General features: G+C 71.7%; 21 protein-coding genes. 11 read left to right on the top strand and 10 right to left on the bottom strand.

Annotation, left to right across the window (positions count from 1 at the left end):
- Window positions 1-104: 104 nt before the first annotated feature.
- On the top strand, window positions 105-449 hold the full coding sequence (locus tag IE142_RS23915; RefSeq protein ID WP_043376151.1) for a hypothetical protein: 345 nt from the start codon (window positions 105-107) through the stop codon (window positions 447-449).
- Window positions 450-465: 16 nt separating this feature from the next.
- Here the strand turns inward: IE142_RS23915 and IE142_RS23910 are convergent, their stop codons facing one another.
- The 4 genes from IE142_RS23910 to IE142_RS23895 form a co-directional block, all read right to left on the bottom strand.
- Entirely contained in the window at window positions 466-1,449 is a 984-nt protein-coding gene (locus tag IE142_RS23910) for an aldo/keto reductase (RefSeq protein ID WP_043376149.1), read from the bottom strand.
- Between the two features lie 61 nt (window positions 1,450-1,510).
- Window positions 1,511-2,725, bottom strand: a complete 1,215-nt coding sequence (locus tag IE142_RS23905; RefSeq protein ID WP_191887652.1) for an FAD-dependent monooxygenase — start codon at window positions 2,723-2,725, stop codon at window positions 1,511-1,513.
- A gap of 123 nt (window positions 2,726-2,848) precedes the next feature.
- Window positions 2,849-3,544 (bottom strand): ribonuclease H family protein, encoded by a 696-nt coding sequence (locus tag IE142_RS23900; protein WP_191887651.1) that lies wholly within the window; start codon window positions 3,542-3,544, stop codon window positions 2,849-2,851.
- Window positions 3,545-3,668: 124 nt separating this feature from the next.
- Window positions 3,669-4,151 carry a VOC family protein gene (locus IE142_RS23895; protein ID WP_191887650.1) on the bottom strand — a complete coding sequence of 161 codons (483 nt, stop codon included), beginning with the start codon at window positions 4,149-4,151 and terminating at the stop codon, window positions 3,669-3,671.
- Window positions 4,152-4,389: 238 nt separating this feature from the next.
- Between IE142_RS23895 and IE142_RS23890 the strand changes: the two genes are divergently transcribed.
- Both IE142_RS23890 and IE142_RS23885 read left to right on the top strand, forming a co-directional pair.
- Window positions 4,390-5,046, top strand: coding sequence for an ATP-dependent Clp protease proteolytic subunit (locus IE142_RS23890; protein WP_191887649.1), 657 nt, complete (start codon window positions 4,390-4,392; stop codon window positions 5,044-5,046).
- On the top strand, window positions 5,046-5,648 hold the full coding sequence (locus tag IE142_RS23885) for a ClpP family protease (RefSeq protein WP_191887648.1): 603 nt from the start codon (window positions 5,046-5,048) through the stop codon (window positions 5,646-5,648). The genes IE142_RS23890 and IE142_RS23885 overlap by 1 nt, the downstream gene beginning before the upstream one ends.
- Window positions 5,649-5,697: 49 nt before the next feature.
- Here the strand turns inward: IE142_RS23885 and IE142_RS23880 are convergent, their stop codons facing one another.
- Window positions 5,698-6,126, bottom strand: a complete 429-nt coding sequence (locus IE142_RS23880) for a helix-turn-helix domain-containing protein (protein ID WP_229830826.1) — start codon at window positions 6,124-6,126, stop codon at window positions 5,698-5,700.
- A 246-nt stretch (window positions 6,127-6,372) separates the two neighbouring features.
- Between IE142_RS23880 and IE142_RS23875 the strand changes: the two genes are divergently transcribed.
- Entirely contained in the window at window positions 6,373-7,260 is an 888-nt protein-coding gene (locus IE142_RS23875; protein ID WP_191887702.1) for an RNA polymerase sigma factor SigF, read from the top strand.
- 68 nt (window positions 7,261-7,328) lie between these two features.
- On the opposite strand, the gene IE142_RS23870 is transcribed toward IE142_RS23875, so the two are convergent.
- Window positions 7,329-7,784, bottom strand: coding sequence for an ATP-binding protein (locus IE142_RS23870; RefSeq protein WP_191887647.1), 456 nt, complete (start codon window positions 7,782-7,784; stop codon window positions 7,329-7,331).
- A gap of 156 nt (window positions 7,785-7,940) precedes the next feature.
- Between IE142_RS23870 and IE142_RS23865 the strand changes: the two genes are divergently transcribed.
- The 3 genes from IE142_RS23865 (at window position 7,941) to IE142_RS23855 (ending at window position 10,415) form a co-directional block, all read left to right on the top strand.
- Window positions 7,941-8,525 carry a PRC-barrel domain-containing protein gene (locus IE142_RS23865; RefSeq protein WP_191887646.1) on the top strand — a complete coding sequence of 195 codons (585 nt, stop codon included), beginning with the start codon at window positions 7,941-7,943 and terminating at the stop codon, window positions 8,523-8,525.
- On the top strand, window positions 8,522-8,941 hold the full coding sequence (locus IE142_RS23860) for a PRC-barrel domain-containing protein (RefSeq protein WP_191887701.1): 420 nt from the start codon (window positions 8,522-8,524) through the stop codon (window positions 8,939-8,941). The genes IE142_RS23865 and IE142_RS23860 overlap by 4 nt, the downstream gene beginning before the upstream one ends.
- 187 nt (window positions 8,942-9,128) lie before the next feature.
- On the top strand, window positions 9,129-10,415 hold the full coding sequence (locus IE142_RS23855) for a streptophobe family protein (RefSeq protein WP_191887645.1): 1,287 nt from the start codon (window positions 9,129-9,131) through the stop codon (window positions 10,413-10,415).
- Between the two features lie 25 nt (window positions 10,416-10,440).
- Here IE142_RS23855 and IE142_RS23850 read toward each other — a convergent pair whose 3' ends face one another.
- Window positions 10,441-10,851: a hypothetical protein gene (locus IE142_RS23850; RefSeq protein ID WP_191887644.1), complete on the bottom strand. Its 411-nt coding sequence runs from the start codon at window positions 10,849-10,851 to the stop codon at window positions 10,441-10,443.
- Between the two features lie 375 nt (window positions 10,852-11,226).
- Here IE142_RS23850 and IE142_RS23845 point away from each other — a divergent pair, with 375 nt between their 5' ends.
- Complete coding sequence (locus tag IE142_RS23845) at window positions 11,227-11,607, top strand: nuclear transport factor 2 family protein (protein WP_191887643.1); 381 nt, start codon at window positions 11,227-11,229, stop codon at window positions 11,605-11,607.
- Window positions 11,608-11,663: 56 nt separating this feature from the next.
- On the opposite strand, the gene mgrA is transcribed toward IE142_RS23845, so the two are convergent.
- On the bottom strand, window positions 11,664-12,656 hold the full coding sequence (gene mgrA, locus IE142_RS23840; protein WP_191887642.1) for an L-glyceraldehyde 3-phosphate reductase: 993 nt from the start codon (window positions 12,654-12,656) through the stop codon (window positions 11,664-11,666).
- A gap of 127 nt (window positions 12,657-12,783) precedes the next feature.
- Here mgrA and IE142_RS23835 point away from each other — a divergent pair, with 127 nt between their 5' ends.
- Complete coding sequence (locus tag IE142_RS23835; protein WP_191887641.1) at window positions 12,784-13,668, top strand: LysR family transcriptional regulator; 885 nt, start codon at window positions 12,784-12,786, stop codon at window positions 13,666-13,668.
- Window positions 13,669-13,693: 25 nt separating this feature from the next.
- A complete protein-coding gene (locus IE142_RS23830) occupies window positions 13,694-14,209 on the top strand; it encodes a mycothiol transferase (RefSeq protein ID WP_191887640.1) in 516 nt (171 codons plus the stop codon).
- Here IE142_RS23830 and IE142_RS23825 read toward each other — a convergent pair.
- On the bottom strand, window positions 14,191-15,270 hold the full coding sequence (locus IE142_RS23825; protein ID WP_191887639.1) for an adenosine deaminase: 1,080 nt from the start codon (window positions 15,268-15,270) through the stop codon (window positions 14,191-14,193). The two genes, IE142_RS23830 and IE142_RS23825, sit on opposite strands and share 19 nt — an antisense overlap.
- Before the next feature lie 44 nt (window positions 15,271-15,314).
- Complete coding sequence (locus tag IE142_RS23820) at window positions 15,315-15,707, bottom strand: VOC family protein (protein WP_191887638.1); 393 nt, start codon at window positions 15,705-15,707, stop codon at window positions 15,315-15,317.
- A 145-nt stretch (window positions 15,708-15,852) separates the two neighbouring features.
- Between IE142_RS23820 and IE142_RS23815 the strand changes: the two genes are divergently transcribed.
- Window positions 15,853-16,311: a pyridoxamine 5'-phosphate oxidase family protein gene (locus IE142_RS23815; protein WP_191887637.1), complete on the top strand. Its 459-nt coding sequence runs from the start codon at window positions 15,853-15,855 to the stop codon at window positions 16,309-16,311.
- Window positions 16,312-16,339 lie beyond the last annotated feature (28 nt).

Below are 16,339 nucleotides of genomic sequence, written 5' to 3'. Positions count from 1 at the left end.
CCCACCCTCAGGCGCCCTGTCGGCGCGGCGGCTCACGGTTTGAGTGATCGGGAGACGGTTACACGGGCCGGGACCGAAGCAGGCTGCCGGGAGGATGGCGAAGGATGTCCGACACTCAGCTCACCGTGACGCTCAGCGGCGGCGGCGTGGACGACGCGCGGGCGGTCGTCCGCGCACTGGAGGATGTCTTCGGGGCGCCCGACGCCATGCCGGCCGACGAGCGCGCGACGGTGCGCACCGCGACCTTCGACTCCCCGGACACTCCGGAGGCGTCCACGCAGTCCCGGGCGGGCGCCCCGCTGTCCGCGCCGGTGACGGTCACCGTGCAGGGGACGCCGCAGGCCGTCGAGGCGGCGAGTCGAACCCTGGCCCACGCCTTCAGCACACGGAACGAGGGTGCGGCCTCCGGCGACCAGGAGCAGGAACGGCAGTTGCTCCTGGTGCCGTGAGGCGAGTGACCGACCGCTACCAGCGGCCCTCGACCTGATCCTTGATCCGGCGGTCGTAGAGGTCCCGGACGGCCGTGAGGGTCCCCTCGGACAACTCCGGCAGCCGGGCGGCGTCCGAGTTGGCGCGGGCCTGCTCCGGTGAACGGGCGCCGGGAATCACGGTGGTCACGCCGGGCTGCTGGATGATCCAGCGCAGCGCCAGCTGGGCCGGGGTGTATCCCTCGGGGGCGAGCGCGGCGAACTCCGCCGCGGCCTCCACGCCGGTGGCGAAGTCGACGCCGGAGAAGGTCTCGCCCTGGTCGAAGGCCTCGCCGTGCCGGTTGAAGTTGCGGTGGTCATTGGCGGCGAAGACCGTGTCCCGTGCGTACTTGCCGGACAGCAGACCGGAGGCCAGCGGCACCCGCGCGATGATGCCGACGCCGGCCTCGCGGGCCGCCGGAAGGACCTCGCGCAGCGGCTTCATCCGGAACGGGTTGAGGATGATCTGCACGCTCGCCACGTTCGGCCGGGCGATCGCGGTCAGCGCCTCCTCGCAGGTCTCCACGCTGACGCCGTATGCGGCGACGCGCTCCTCCTCGACCAGGGTGTCCAGGGCGTCGAAGACCTCGTCGCTGGAGTAGACGGGGGTGGGCGGGCAGTGGAGCTGCACCAGGTCGATGACGTCGACGCCGAGATTGCGGCGCGAACGGTCGTTCCACTCCCGGAAGTTGTCGAGAACGTAGTTCTGCGGGATCTGCTCGACCCGGCGGCCCATCTTGGTGGCGACCAGCACGTGCAGGTCGGGCCGGCCGCGCAGGAACGTGGCGATGGTCTCCTCGCTGCGTCCGTCACCGTAGACGTCGGCGGTGTCGAAGAAGGTCACCCCGGATTCGGCCGCCGTCTCCAGCACCGTGAGTGCTTCCTTGTCATCGACGTCTCCCCAGTCCGCGCCGAGTTGCCAGGTGCCGAGGCCGATCACCGAGGCGTGCTGGTCCGACCTGTCGAATGTGCGCTCGTCCATGCGCGCCAGTCTGTCATCCGGCGCCATTCCGCACCGCCCCGGGACGGTGCGGGAAGGTGGTTCAGCCGCGGGCGCTCAGGTTCCGTGCCTGCACCGTCCGCGCGATCCTGGAACCCAGCGTGCGCTTGAGGCGCCGCAGCGCCTGCGACTGTCCGGCCGCGCGGTCGATCCGGTAGTACAACCTGGGCGGGACATACGGCAGCAGCGGCGAGTGGCGCTGGCCGAGCAGGGCGAACATCTCCTGCGGGGGAAGCCCGATGTAGCGGGGCAGGTTCTCGTACCACCGGGCGCTGTAGCGGGCCGCGCTCTGCACCGGCAGCAGGGCCGCTCTGCGTTCCCGTTCGTAGCGGGCGAGGGCGTCCTGGAGGGTGGCCGGCTCGCGGAGTGCGGTGGCAAGGGCCATGGCGTCCTCCAGGGCGAGGGTGGTGCCGGCGCCGATGGAGTAGTGCGTGGTGTGGGCGGCGTCGCCGAGCAGGACGAGGTTGTCGCGGGACCAGGTTCGGTTGGTGAGGGTGCGGAAGGTGAGCCACGAGGCATTGGCGCCGGAACCGGACCGGCGGCCGGTGAGCGGGTGGCCGTCCAGGACGTCGGTGAACAGCTTCTCCAGCAGGGTCAGTCCCTCGGCCTCGTCGGCCCGGTCCAGCCCGAGCCCGGTCCAGGTCTCGGGCGCGCACTCGACGACGCAGGTGCTGCCCTCGGGGCCGTAGCCGTAGCCGTACGCCCAGATCCAGCCGTGCTCGGTCTCGGTGAAGGCGAAGGTGAAGGCGTCGAAGACCTTGGTGGTGCCGAGCCAGATGTAGTGGTTGCGCCCGGCCCGGACCTCGGTGCCGAAGTGCCCCGCGTACCGGGTGCGCACGGCGCTGCCCACTCCGTCGGCCGCCACGACGAGGTCGGCTTCGGGGAGCCGGTCGGCGGTGATCTCGTGCTCGTGCTCCAGGCGCACGCCCAGCGATCGGGCGCGGGCCGCGAGGATCTCCAGGAGCCGGTGGCGGCCGATGCCGAAGCCCTCGTCGCCACGGTGCCGGACGGCCCGGTCGCCCACGTGGGCGACGCCGTCGCGCCAGCGGACGGAGTGCTCCTCGACGGCCCGCGCGAAGTGCGGGTCGTGCTCGTGGAGCCGGTCGAGCAGTCCGCGCCAGTAGGTCACGCCCCAGCCGTAGGTGGACCCCTCGGGACTGCGCTCGTGGACGGTGATGTCGTGGGACGGGTCCTGCCGCTTCAGCAGGATCGACAGGTACAGGCCGGCGGGCCCGCCGCCGACGCAGGCGACCTTCACATTCACCCCTGGAATGCACTCAAAATGGGCATATCGCTACGCAGAGTACAGAGGAGTGGGCCGGTGTCACGTGACCCGCCCGGCGCGGGTCGCGCGCCGGGCGGCCGTCCGACGGTCCTGTCGCTAGCCCGCCGCGGCCGTGCGGCACTCCGGGTGGCCCCAGCCCTGGTCGTTCTTCGCGATGGACTCACCGGCCGCGTACGAACGGCCGCACAGGCAGCGCCCGGGAAACTTCGCCTTGATGGTGCGCGCCGAGCCGCCGCTCTTGCGGGCGGTGCCCGCTCCCCGGCGCGGTGCCTTCTTCGCCGGGACGTCCGGTGCGGGCGGCGGCTCGGGGGAGCCGAGTTCGCTGCCCGCGGGCTCCTGCACGACGGCCGCCTGGCTGGCGGCACGGTCGGCGAAGTCGTTGAGCCGGTCGCCGTCGACCTGGTGGGCGGGCACGTAGCGGAAGTCGACCGAGCGGCCGTCGAGCAGCTCGTCGATGCGCACGACCAGTTCCTGGTTGGCGACCGGCTTGCCGGCCGCCGTCTTCCAGCCGTTGCGCTTCCAGCCGGGCAGCCAGGTGGTGACGGCCTTCATGGCGTACTGCGAGTCCATGCGGACCTCGAGGGGCACGCAGGGGTCGGTCGCAACCAGCAGGCGCTCCAGCGCCGTGAGTTCGGCGATGTTGTTGGTGGCCCGGCCCAGCGGCCCGGCCTCCCAGCGCACCGGGGTCTCCGACGCGTCGGCGACGACCCAGGCCCAGCCGGCCGGGCCCGGGTTTCCCTTCGAAGCCCCGTCGCACGCGGCCACAACACGTTCAAGCATGCGCCCGATCATGCCATGGCGCGGCGGGGCGCCCGGACCGGGCTCCGGAGACGGCCGTGCACTGCGGCGTCTCCCCCCTCGGTCCGCGTGATGCCGATCACCGGAACCAAGCGCAGTCGCCGTGGTGCGCGAGGGTTCACTCCCCGGCGTAAGCCTTCTCGAGTGCGGCGATGTCGAGCTTGCGCATCGACATCATGGCCTGGTTGGCCCGCGCGACCTTCGTGGCGTCGGAATCGCGGAACATCTCCTCGAGCCGGCCCGGGACGACCTGCCAGGAGACGCCGAACCGGTCCTTGACCCAGCCGCAGGGGCCCTCCTCGCCGCCGTTCTCCGTGAGCCTGGTCCAGTAGTGGTCGACCTCCTCCTGGTCGTCGCAGGTGATCTGGAAGGAGATCGCCTCGTTGAACCGGAACTCCGAGCCGCCGTTGAGGGCGACGAACCGCTGGCCGTTGGCCGTGAAGTCGACGGTGAGCACGGTGCCGGCGGGATGGTGCGCTCCTTCGGGGTAGCGGGTGACGGCACCGATGCCGGAGTTCTTGAAGAGGGAGACGTAGAAGTGGGCGGCCTCCTCCGCCTGACCGTCGAACCAGAGACACGTGGTGAATCCTTCGGTGTTCATGAGTACCTCCCGGGCGCGGAACACGGTCACCACTGTCGACCGTCGGGACACGGAGAACTCATCGGTCGTGCGCGCCCCGTCGCGGGCAGCCCGGCACGGGCCGCCCGGACGCTCTGCCCGTGGCGAATCTGCCGCGGGCAGAGAAAGGGCCCTTCTCCGCCGCGGCGGGCCAAGAGTGGAGGAAGAGCCGCGGCAACCGCCGCGTACGACTCGCCCGACGACTCGACAAGGAACGCCGATGTCTCCACTCGTCACCGGCCGCGCGCCGGCCGCACTGCCCCGGGCGGAGGAGGGCGACACCCCTCCCTCCCGGTTCGACGACCACCTGGCCGCGCAGTTGCTCGCGCAGCGGATCGTGCTGCTGGGCACCCAGGTCGACGAGGTCTCAGCGAACCGGGTCTGCGCCCAACTGCTGATCCTCTCCGCGGAGGACCCGCGCACCGACATCAGCCTGTACGTCAACAGCCCCGGCGGCTCGGTGCACGCGGGGCTCGCCATCTACGACACCATGCGGCTGATCCCCAACGCCGTGTCGACCCTCGCCATGGGGTTCGCCGCCAGCATGGGACAGTTCCTGCTGAGCGTCGGTACCCCCGGCAAGCGGTACGCGCTGCCGAACGCGCGCATCATGATGCACCAGCCGTCGGGGGGCATCGGCGGCACCACCGCCGACATCGAGATCCAGGCGGAGAGCCTGGAGTTCACCAAGCGGACCATCGAGCGGATCACCGCGGAGCACACCGGCCAGAGTCCGGAGACCATCTCCCGGGACGGCGACCGGGACCGCTGGTTCACGGCCGAGGAGGCCAGGGAGTACGGGATGGTGGACCGGGTCCTGGAGTCCCTCGCGGACGTCCGCCCGGCCGCGGCGCGACCGAGGATGGGACTGCGGTGATGGGGAGCTACACGATTCCGAACGTCGTCGAGCGGACCCCGCAGGGCGAGCGGTCCTTCGACGTCTTCAGCCGGCTGCTGAACGAGAGGATCATCTTCCTGGGCACCGAGATCGACGACGGCGTCGCCAACGTGGTCATCGCGCAACTCCTCCATCTGGAGTCGGCGGCCCCGGAGAGCGAGATCGCCGTCTACATCAACTCCCCCGGTGGCTCCTTCACGTCGCTGATGGCCATCTACGACACGATGACGTTCGTCCAGGCGCCGATCTCCACGTTCTGCGTCGGGCAGGCGGCCTCCACGGCGGCGGTGCTGCTGGCCGGCGGAGATCCGGGGCGTCGGTTCGTGCTGGAGCACGCGCGGGTCCTGCTCGGCCAGCCGGCCTCCGGCGGACAGCGCGGCACGGCCTCCGACCTGGCGCTCCGGGCCAAGGAGATGGTGCGGATCCGGGCGCAGGTCGAGGAGGTGCTGGCCCGGCACACGCACCACGACACGGCGACACTGCGCGCGGACATGGACCGCGACAAGGTGTTCACCGCCGAGGAGGCGGTGGCGTACGGGCTGGCCGACGAGGTGCTCAGCCGACGACTGGTGCGGGGGTGAGCGTCGGGACGGCGCCGCGCGGTCCGCGGGGCGCCGTCCCGTGCGGCGGTCAGGCGGCCAGGCACATCCCGTCGTACCGGGCACCGGACGCACCGGGCCCCCGGCCGGGACCGGCGTGCCGGGAGGCGAGCCGGACCAGCTCCTCCTGAGCCCGCGCCAGCAGGGCGCCGAGGCCCAGCCCGAGGGCGCCCGCGGCGGCGGCCAGCACCTCCGAGGACGCCTCCTTGCGGCCTCGCTCCACCTCGGAGAGGTACGGCATGGAGATCCGGGCGGTCTCCGCGACCTCCTTCAATGTGCGTTCCTGAGCAAGGCGTTCCCGCCGCAGGATGTCGCCCACGAGATCGCGCCACAAGGGCTCACGGACGGCGGGCCGCCCCTGTTCCGGAGCCGTCGGCGGAGCGGCGGGGCGGGCCTGGGGGCGCGGGGCCCGGGGGCGCATGGGAACGACGCGGGCTTCGTTCGGCACGTAGCTGGTCACCTCCTCAGCGTAGGAGCCCGGCCGGGCGGGGGAAGGGGGCGGCGTTCAGCCCAGAGGGAAATCCCCGGGCGCCGGTCGCGGCGCCCGGGGCTACCCTGGGGACTGACACATCACTCCGCGAAGGCGCCGCGGCACCCCGATTTCCGCCACCCGTGAAAGCGAGAGGCATGTGCCGCGGTGACCCGGGTACCCGGAAGCGGGTAGAGCCTAGGGAGACGCCCAACCGTGACTTTCGTGGGAGAGGTAATGGAGACCGCCGTGATCCGGCCGGAAGCGCAGGTCGTCGAGGAGACCACCGGGAGCGGGACGGATGACGGATCACTGCCGGGTGGCGTGGACCCCCGCACCGTGGCTCCGCGTGACGCACGACAGCTGTCGCGTCAGTTCTTCCAGCGCCTGACGGAACTCGAAGAGGGCACGCACGAGTACCAGTACGCGCGCAACACTCTGATCGAGATGAACATGTCGCTCGTGCGGTTCGCCGCCGGCCGCTTCAGCGGTCGCGGGGACGACATGGAGGACATCGTCCAGACCGGCATGATCGGCCTGATCAAGGCCATCGACCGGTTCGAGCTGTCGCGCGAGGTGGAGTTCACGTCGTTCGCGCTGCCGTACATCGTCGGCGAGATCAAGCGGTTCTTCCGGGACACCACGTGGGCGGTGCACGTGCCGCGGCGGCTTCAGGAGCTTCGCGTGGAGCTCGCCAAGGCCCGCGAGGAGCTCTCCTCCCGTCTGGACCGCGAACCCACCGTCGCCGAACTCGCCACGCTGATGAACATCAGCGAGAACCAGGTGATCGAGGGCCAGATCGCGTCCAACGGCTACAACTCCTCCTCGCTGGACGCCGCACTGACCGGCGACGGGCCCGAGAGCGGCGAGTCGGTGCTGGCCGACTTCATCGGCGTGGAGGAGGACGGGCTGCGGCTCGTCGAGGACTTCCACTCGCTCGCCCCGCTGATGGCCGAGCTCAGTGAGCGGGACCGGCAGATCATCCACATGCGGTTCGTCGAGGAGGCCACCCAGGCGGAGATCGGCGAACAGCTCGGCTGCTCACAGATGCACGTGTCCCGGCTGATCAAGCGGATCATCACCCGGCTGCGCGAGGGCATGCTGGGCGAGCTGGGCTGCGCCTGAGGAAAACCCGGCAACCCGGGAAAGCGGACGCGAAAGCCGCCCCATGCATTGGAAGTGGGGCAATGCGTTCACGCCTCGGTGAGGGGCACCAGGGCCTTGACCCGCTTCCCGACCGGTACGCGTTCGACGACGACCGCCTCCGCCAGGGCGTGGACGATCTCCAGGCCGTGCCGACCGACGCGCTCGGGATCACGGGGGTAACGCTCGGGCACGGCGCCGCTGCTGTCGTAGACGGTGACGGCCACCGAGGCGGGCGTGCCCTCCAGCTCCAAGATGTACGGCCCCTTGCTGTGCCGGTCCGCGTTGGTGATCAGCTCGCTCACCACCAGCAGCACCGCGCCGTCGGCCCGCGGGCCGATCCTGGCGCACCACTCGGTCCTGAGCCGGTCGAGGAAGAGCGAGGCAAAGGAACGTGCCTGCGCTATGCACCCCGGTTCACCGGAGTAGTGTGCCGCCCGCCTCAGCGGTTCAACGGGTACGTCGAAACCAGTCGGTATCACTGCCCCGTCCAGGTACTCGGTCATGCGTTTCTCTCTCGAAAGCCGGACTGGCCGGACGCTGCTGCACCTGTCCACGTACCCCGGTCCCGGCGTCGCAGTCCCCGTGGGCTCGTACTGCGGGCATCGTCACAGTGGCGCGGGGAACCCGGGTGCCGGGAGAGGGTACTGGAAGGGCGTGCGATGAACGAACTGATGGCCGCGCGAAGCATCAGCACCCGGCCGGTGGTCACCCTCGGCGGCGACGCCGTGGCTCACGTCAAGGACACCGTATGCGACTCCGACACGAGCCGGATCACCGGTTTCACCCTGAGCGGGCGGGGGCTGCTGTCGGGCCCGCTGAAGGAAGGATTGCCCTGGTCGGCCGTGTGGGCGCTGGGGCACGACGCGGTGATGATCCGCGACCGGCGGGGCCTGGTGAGCGCCGCGGCCATGACGGCGCAGCAGCAGACGCTCCGGGCCCGGGTCCTGGGGGCGCGGGTCCTTACGGAGGCCGGTGACGAGGTCGGCACCGTGCTCGATGTCGTGGTGGAGGGCGGCACCGGTGGGTGGGTCGTCGGTTTCCGGGTGGCGGCGAGCAGACGGTTCGTTCCGGGCAGGACCCGGCATCGGCGCCGGGTGTACGTGCCGCGCGGCGAGTCGCTCACGGTCGCCGGCCGGTCCCTCGTCCTGCCCGGGGCGGCCCTCCGGCACGTCGCCGACGACCTCCCCGGTTTCACCGCCCTGGTGGGTGGTGGTCCCGGCCCGTGGAAGGGCTCCCTGCCGTGATGCTGTTCACCGAGGTGCGGGGGCTACCGGTCCTGGCGCCGACCCGGGCCGGGCCGCTCGGCACCGTGACGTCCCTGGCCGCCGACGCCGCGTCCGGCACGGTGAGCCACGTCCGGTTCCGCGGGGGCCGCCTGCGCGGGGAGACGGTGCTGCCCTGGGATGCGGTGCGCTCGATCGGCCCGGGCGCCCTCCGGGTCGAGTCCGCCTACGCCGTCCCGGGCGCCGACCCGCCGTGCCACGACCTGCTGGACCGTCGGGTCCTGACCGACGCGGGCACCGAACACGGCACGGTGCTGGACGTGGCGTTCGACACGGAGACGGGACGTCTCCTCGCGGTCCTCACGACCCGGGGCGAGGTGCCGGTCGACCGGTTGCTGGGCCTCGGCGACCACGCCCTCGTCGTCCGGGCGGGCTGAGCCACGGCGCCGGGCGACCCCCGGTTACCGGCTGAGGTCCGGCCGGACTGACGCACGGCGCACGTGGCCCCAGGTGGGCCGTGCGGTGCGTCGACCAGCCGACCGGGGGCTGCCCGATGGTGCGGCCGACGGACGCGGACGGTCCTGCCGGCGCGCGCCCGCGGCCGGTGCTGCTTAGCGTGGCAACGTGAGTTCGCGAACCCCACCCGGCACGACGGGACAGGCGGTCGCCCGTCATGGCTGGCCGCACGCCCTGGTCACGGTGGTGGCCGGGCTGGTCGCCATGTGGGTGGTGGCCGCGCTCGGGCTGTGGGCGGCCGGCGCCGCGAACCTGCCCGACAACGCCTTCCCCCGGGTCGTCACGGCGACCGTCGTCACCGCCGTGGGCGGCGCGCTGGAACTGTCCGGTGACGCAGGAGGGTTCGCCGACACCGACGCGGGGCTGACCGTGCTCCCGCTGTCCGTCACCCTGACCGGCGCGCTGGTGGTGGCCCAGGGCTTTCTGCGACCGCTGCGCCACCGGGCCGTCGCCGGCGCCCCGGAACTGGCCGGGTGGGCCGGACGCATCGCCGTGTTGTGGCTGCTCGCCCTCCTCGGCTCGGCCTTCGCCGCCCGCTGGACGTTCGAGGTCTCCCTCGGCGAAGGCGTCCTGGACGACCTCGGCGACCTGTTCGGCGTCACTCCGACGGTCGGCTTCACCACGGACGTGCCGCTGACCGTCCTCTTCGGGCTGCTGTGGCTGGCCGGGGTGCTCGTGACGGCTCTACTGGTCTCGCGCGGGGCCCCGTTGCCCGGGCGGCTGCTGCGCCTGCGGACGTCGGTGCGGCCGGCGGCGTACGCGATGGTCGCGTTGCTGCTCGCGTACGTCGTCGTCGGCGTCGTCGTCGGACTCGTCGTCGCGGCGACGCGGGGGCACCCCGCCGACACCTTCGCCGTCCTGCTGCTCGGTCTGCCGAACCTGGCGTGGCTCGCGCTGACGATCGGCCTCGGTGCCACCTGGGACGGGCGCGTGGAGGGGCCGTTCGGGCTGCCGATGCCGCAGGTGCTCGACGAGGTGCTGCGCGGGCCGGACGTCTCGACGCTGAACGTGGGCACGCTCGCCGAGCACGACGGGCGGATGTGGTGGCTCGTGGTCGTCGCGGCGGTCCTGCTCCTGGCGGCCGGGGTCGTCCTCGCGTCCCGCTCCCGGACCCGAATGCCGGCCTGGCTGCACGCCGTACACATGGCCGTGGCGCTGGCGCTGACGGTTCTCGTGATCGGGCTCGTCGGCCGGATCTCCGCGCACTACGGCCTGTCGGTGCTCGGCATCGGCGACCTGGGCGGCGGACTGTCCGGGCGGCTCTTCCTGCGGCCGCGTCTGTGGGGTGCGGTAGGTCTCGCACTGGCGTGGGGGTTCGTCACCGGGTTCCTCGGTGCGTCGCTCGCGCGGTGGGCGGGTCGGCGGGGCGGCAGGAGCCCTGCTCGGTCCGGGTGACACCGTCGGAAGGCGCTCGGGCGGCTCAGGCGACGGGTACGGCCAGGGGCGGGGACGCCCGCTGCATGCGCAGCGCGTCCACGGACTCCGCCATGAGTTCGTACTCGGTGGTGTCGTCGCTGGTGGCGATGCGCACCAAGCGCCCCGCGGCCAGCTCGTCTGCGGCCCTCTCCTGTTGGACGTCGTCTGCGCACCAGGCGCGCATGGCGCGCGGCACGTCGGGTGCGTCGTCGGCGACCGGAGTCAGGGCACCGCGCGGTAAGTGGGGGGTGTCGGGTTGCGGATCGAGCCGCTCCGCGATCCAGGACGCGCGGTCGCGCAGCCACCACAGGGCGAGGGCGAGGGTGGGAGCCCGGTAGGTTCCCAGGGGTACACCGATGCGCCGGCCGTCACAGACACCGTAGGCGGTGACATGGCACAGGAACTCGTCGTGCACTGCTCCCCTCCCCCCGTCGCCTGCCCCTGCCGGTCGGGCATGGCGTCCGTGCGGCTCGTGTGCTGTGCGTGAGGGCGCTGTCGCGTGGTGTGAGACGCCCTAAGGGTGAGTATGTTCACTACTGAACCACTGTCACCATGAATTTCCGGCCAGTCTCCTGGCATATTCACGGCACTTGATGGCCGAAAACTCGCGGCGCGCAATCCTGTCTTCATCACCCCGGGCGCGCCCTCTTCCCGGTCTCGGAGGCGCACCCGCATGACCTCCGGGGTAATCGACGGTGCGTACGGGTGCGGGCATGGTCGATGTGCCGGGTCGCCGCGACCGGCATCCGGTTCCCGACCTGCGTGTTCACACCGATGGAGGCTGATCGACATGTCCGCAACCACTCGCCGCTACGAGGACGCCGTCGCCCGCTACTTCGAGGCCTGGAACGCCGGGCCGGACACCCTGGCCAAGGCGGTCGCCGCGGCCTGGACCAATGACGGCGGCTACACCGACCCCCTGGCGGACGTCCGCGGCCACGAGCAGATCGCGGCCGTGATCACGGCGGCGCACGAGCAGTTCCCGGGCTTCGTCTTCCGGCTCTCGAGTGCCGTGGACGGGCACCACGACACGGCGCGCTTCTCCTGGGAACTGGTGAGCGAGGCCGACGGCTCGGCACCCGTGGCCGGATCCGACGTGGTCACGCTGGACGGCGAGGACCGGATCCGGTCCGTGTTCGGCTTCCTCGACCGGGTGCCCGCCGGAGCGTGACCGTCGTCGGCGATCGGTTCCGACGCTTACTCGAGGAACGGCTCGGCCGAGCGTCCCTACCGCGTGACGATCTCGTCGATGCCGGCCAGTTCGTCGGCGTCGAAGTCCAGGTTCCCGATGGCCGACACGCTGTCCTCCAGCTGCCGCGGGCTGCTCGCACCGACCAGGGCGGAGGTCACGCGGCCCCCGCGCAGCACCCACGCCAATGCCATCTGGGCCAGCGACTGGCCGCGGGACTTGGCGATCTCGTCCAGGGCGCGCAGCTTGCCCACCAGTTCCCCGGTGACCGCGTCGGAGTTCAGGAAGGGGCTGTCGCTCGCGGCGCGCGAGTCCTCCGGGATGCCGTCGAGGTAACGGCCCGTCAGCAGACCCTGCTCCAACGGGGAGTAGGCGATGGAGCCGACCCGGAGCTCGTCGAGGGCGTCCAGGAGGCCGCTGGTCTCGGGGCGGCGGTCGAGCATCGAGTAGCGCGGCTGGTGGATCAGCAGCGGGGTGCCCAGCTCGGCGAGGATGCGGGCGGCCTCGCGGGTCTGCTCCGGCGAGTAGTTGGAGACGCCGACGTACAGCGCCTTGCCCTGCTGCACCGCCGTGTGCAGGGCGCCCATCGTCTCCTCCAGGGGAGTGTCCGGGTCGGGGCGGTGCGAGTAGAAGACGTCGACGTACTCCAGGCCCATGCGGGACAGGCTCTGGTCGAGGGAGGAGAGCAGGTACTTGCGCGAACCCCACTCGCCGTACGGGCCGGGCCACATCAGATAGCCGGCCTTGGTGGAGATGACCAGCTCGTCGCGGTACGGCGCGAAGTCGGCCCGCAGCGCCTCGCCGAGAGCGGACTCGGCGGAGCCTGGCGGCGGGCCGTAGTTGTTGGCGAGGTCGAAGTGGGTGACGCCGAGGTCGAAGGCGCGGCGGAGGATGGCGCGCTGGGTCTCTACGGGGCGGTCGGGGCCGAAGTTGTGCCACAGGCCGAGCGAGAGCGCGGGCAGCTTCAGGCCGCTGCGTCCGGTGCGCCGGTAGGGCATCTCCGCGTAGCGGTCGGGGTGTGCGGTGTACAACGCGACTCCAGAGGGGTTGGCACCCGGGTACGGGGCTTGTGCGTAACCGCCTCCCACTCTGGCGTGACCTGCGAGCAGTGGTCCAACAGAAGAATCCGATGGGATTGTGCGGCTACGCTTCTGAGTCATGGAACTGCGTCATCTCCAGCACTTCGTGGCCGTCGCCGAGGACCAGCACTTCACCCGTGCGGCCGAACGGCTGCTGGTGTCCCAGTCCGGTCTGTCCGCTTCCATCCGGGCGCTGGAACGGGAGCTGCGGGCGCCGCTGTTCGTGCGCACGACCCGCCGGGTGACGCTGACGGAGGCGGGGCGGGCGCTGCTGGGCGAGGCGCAGCGCATCCTCGCGCAGGTGCGCTCGGCGCACGAGGCCGTCGCCGCGGTGCAGGGCGTGTTGCGCGGCACATTGTCGCTGGGCTCCGAGCAGTGCGTCGCCGGGGTGCCGGTCGCCGGATTGCTGGCCGCGTTCCGGCGCCGGCATCCGGACGTGGAGATCCGACTGCGGCAGGCGGGCTCGGGCGAGCTGGCGGAGGAGGTCGCGGCGGGGCGGCTCGACCTGGCCTTCGCCTACCGGACGCAGGCGGACTCGGACCAGTTGCGATCCGTGTCGCTGGCCGGCGAGCCGATGACGGTGCTCTGCCACCCCGAGCACCGCCTGGCGGCGCACGGGGCGGTGCTGACCCCGCGGGACCTGGCCGACGAGGTGTTCGTCGACTTCCACCCCGACTGGGGCCCGCGCCGCGTCACGGACACCGCGTTCGCGGAGGCGGGGGTGCGTCGGACCGTCGCGCTGGAGGTGAACGACGTGCACGGTCTGCTGGACCTGCTCGACGAGAACCTCGGCATCGCGGTCGTGCCGCGCCATTTCCGGCACAAGCGGGCCTCCCTGACCTCGCTGCCCCTTTCGTACGGCGACGAGTGCGCGTACGAGACCATCGCGCTGCTGCCGCCGGCCCAGTCCACCAGCCCGGCGGCGCGGGCGCTCATGGGGCTGCTGGAAACGGCGAGCGGCTGAGTACGGACTGCGCGATGGTGGACGCATGCATGCGAAGGACATCCTCATCGAGGCCTACGGCCGCATCCAGGAAGAAGTCCACGCCGCCGTCGAGGGCCTGGACCCCGACGACCTGAACGCCCGCCCGGCCGACGACACCAACTCCGTCGCGTGGCTGGTCTGGCACCTCACCCGGGTTCAGGACGACCACGTCGCGGACGCCTTCGGGCTCGATCAGGTGTGGCTGACCGGGGAGTGGGAGAAGCGCTTCGGGCTCGGCCTGCCCCGCCTCGACACCGGGTACGGCCACAGCCCGGCGAAGGTCACGAAGGTCCGGGTCGACTCCCCCGACCTGCTGACCGGCTACTACGACGCGGTGCACGAGCAGACGCTCGGGGCTCTGCGCTCCCTGGCCGCCAAGGACCTGGAGCGGATCGTGGACGAGAACTGGGACCCGCCGGTCACGCTCGGCGCGCGCCTGGTCAGCGTCCTGTCCGACGATCTCCAGCACGTGGGACAGGCCGCCTATGCGCGCGGGCTCCTTCAGAGCGCGGCTTCGTAACCCGGCAGGACGACGTCCTCGATCAGGGCCCTGCGCTCGTCGAACGGGATGAAGGCGCTCTTCACCGCGTTCACCGTGACCGTGCGCAGATCCTCGACGGTCCAGCCCGCCTGCTCGACGAGCAGGGACATCTCGCGGGTCATCGTCGTGCCGGAGACGAGGCGGTTGTCCGTGTTGAGGGTGACACGGAAACCGAGGTCCTTGAGCGCGGTGACGGGGTGCTCGGCGATCGAGGTGGCGGCACCGGTCTGGAGGTTGGAGGTCGGGCACATCTCCAGGGCGATCCGGCGGTCGCGCACCCAACCGGCGAGACGGCCGAGCTTGCCGGCCGCGAGGTCGGGGATGTCGTCGGTGATGCGCACGCCGTGCCCGATGCGCTGGGCTCCGCACACCTGGAGAGCCTGGTGGATGCTGGGCAGCCCGTGCGCCTCGCCGGCGTGGACGGTGAACGGCACGTTCTCGCGGCGCAGGTACTCGAAGGCGTCGAGGTGGTCGGCGGGCGGGAAGCCGTCCTCGGCGCCCGCGATGTCGAAGCCGACGACGCCCGCGTCCCGGAAGGCCACCGCGAGGTCGGCGGTCTCGCGGGTGCGGTCGAACATGCGCATGCCGCACAGCAGGGTGCCGACTCGCACCGGCGTGCCGGCCGCCTTCGCCTTGGCCATGCCGGCGGCCAGCCCCTCCTGGACGGTCTCGACGACCTCCGCAAGGGCCAGACCGCCCTTCAGCATCAGCTCGGGGGCGTAGCGGACCTCGCCGTAGACGACGCCGTCGGCGGCGAGGTCGAGGACGTACTCCTCGGCGGTGCGCAGCAGACCCTCGCGGCTCTGCATCACGGCGAGGGTGTGCTCGAAGGTCGCGATGTAGCGCACCAGGTCCCCGGAGTTGGCGGCCTCGTAGTACCAGGCGGCCAGTTCGTCGGGGTCGGTGGTGGGCAGGGTGTGGCCGACGGTCTCGGCCAGTTCCACGACGGTCGCGGGGCGCAGGCCGCCGTCGAGGTGGTCGTGCAGGACCGCCTTGGGGAGGCGGCGGATGAGTTGCGCGTCTATGCGCGTAGATGACATGGCTGGGCGTTCCTCGTCGGGTCGGTGGGCGAAGGGTGAGGACGTCAGGCGGCGGGCTGGAGCAGGTCCCAGCGGTTGCCGTAGAGGTCACGGAAGACGGCGACCGAGCCGTAGGGCTCGTGCCGGGGCTCTTCCAGGAAGGTCACGCCGGCTGCCGTCATACGGGCGTGGTCGCGGGCGAAGTCGTCGGTGTACAGGAAGAAGCCGACGCGTCCGCCCGTCTGGTCGCCGATCCTGGCCCGCTGCACCTCACCCTTGGCCCGGGCCAGCAGGAGGGCGGCACCTCCGCTCCCGGCGCCGGGTTCGACGACGACCCAGCGGGAGCCGTCGGGCCGGGGGGTGTCCTCGACGAGGTGGAAGCCTAGGGCCTCGGTGTAGAAGCGGATCGCCTCGTCGTAGTCGTCGACGACGAGCGTGACCAGGGCGATGTACGGCATCGGAACCTTTCGGGACGGGCGATTGACGGGAGAGGTTATACGTAAAACGCGCGGGACGCCAGTCCCTGGGCCTACGCCCAGGGACTCCCGCTCCTGGGTCTCGGGGCGGAGGCGCGGGAGCGACCCGTCCCCTACCGTCGCGGCCATGAAGATCACCGCATCGCCGCGCGAACCCGGACAGCGCAGGCAGGACGTGCTCGACCGTCTGGAACGGGAGCTGGACATCTGGGTGGCCACGGCGGACGCCGACGGGACGCCGTGCATGGTCCCGCTGTGGTTCGTGTGGCACGAGGAGTCGGTCTGGCTGTGCACACGGCTCACCAACCCGACCGGCCGCAACCTGCGGGACGGCGGCCGGACGCGGCTGGCGCTCGGGCACACCCGGGACGTCGTGCTGATCGACGGCGAGGTGGACACGTTCGCCCTCCGGGAGGCCCCCTCCGCCGCGGCCGGCGCGTTCGCCGCGAAGACCGGCTGGGACCCGCGCGAGGACAGCGCGTCGTACGCCTGGTTCCGGGTGCGCCCGCGTGCGGTCCAGGCGTGGCACGAGGTGCACGAACTGAAGCAGCGGCACATCATGCGGGACGGTGCCTGGACCTGTTGAGGCCTGCCCGCTCGCGAGGCCCCAGGGC

It is taken from the genome of Streptomyces mutabilis, assembly GCF_014649815.1.
GTDB classification, from domain to species: domain Bacteria; phylum Actinomycetota; class Actinomycetes; order Streptomycetales; family Streptomycetaceae; genus Streptomyces; species Streptomyces mutabilis.
This window is presented reverse-complemented; position numbering and strand designations above follow the sequence as displayed.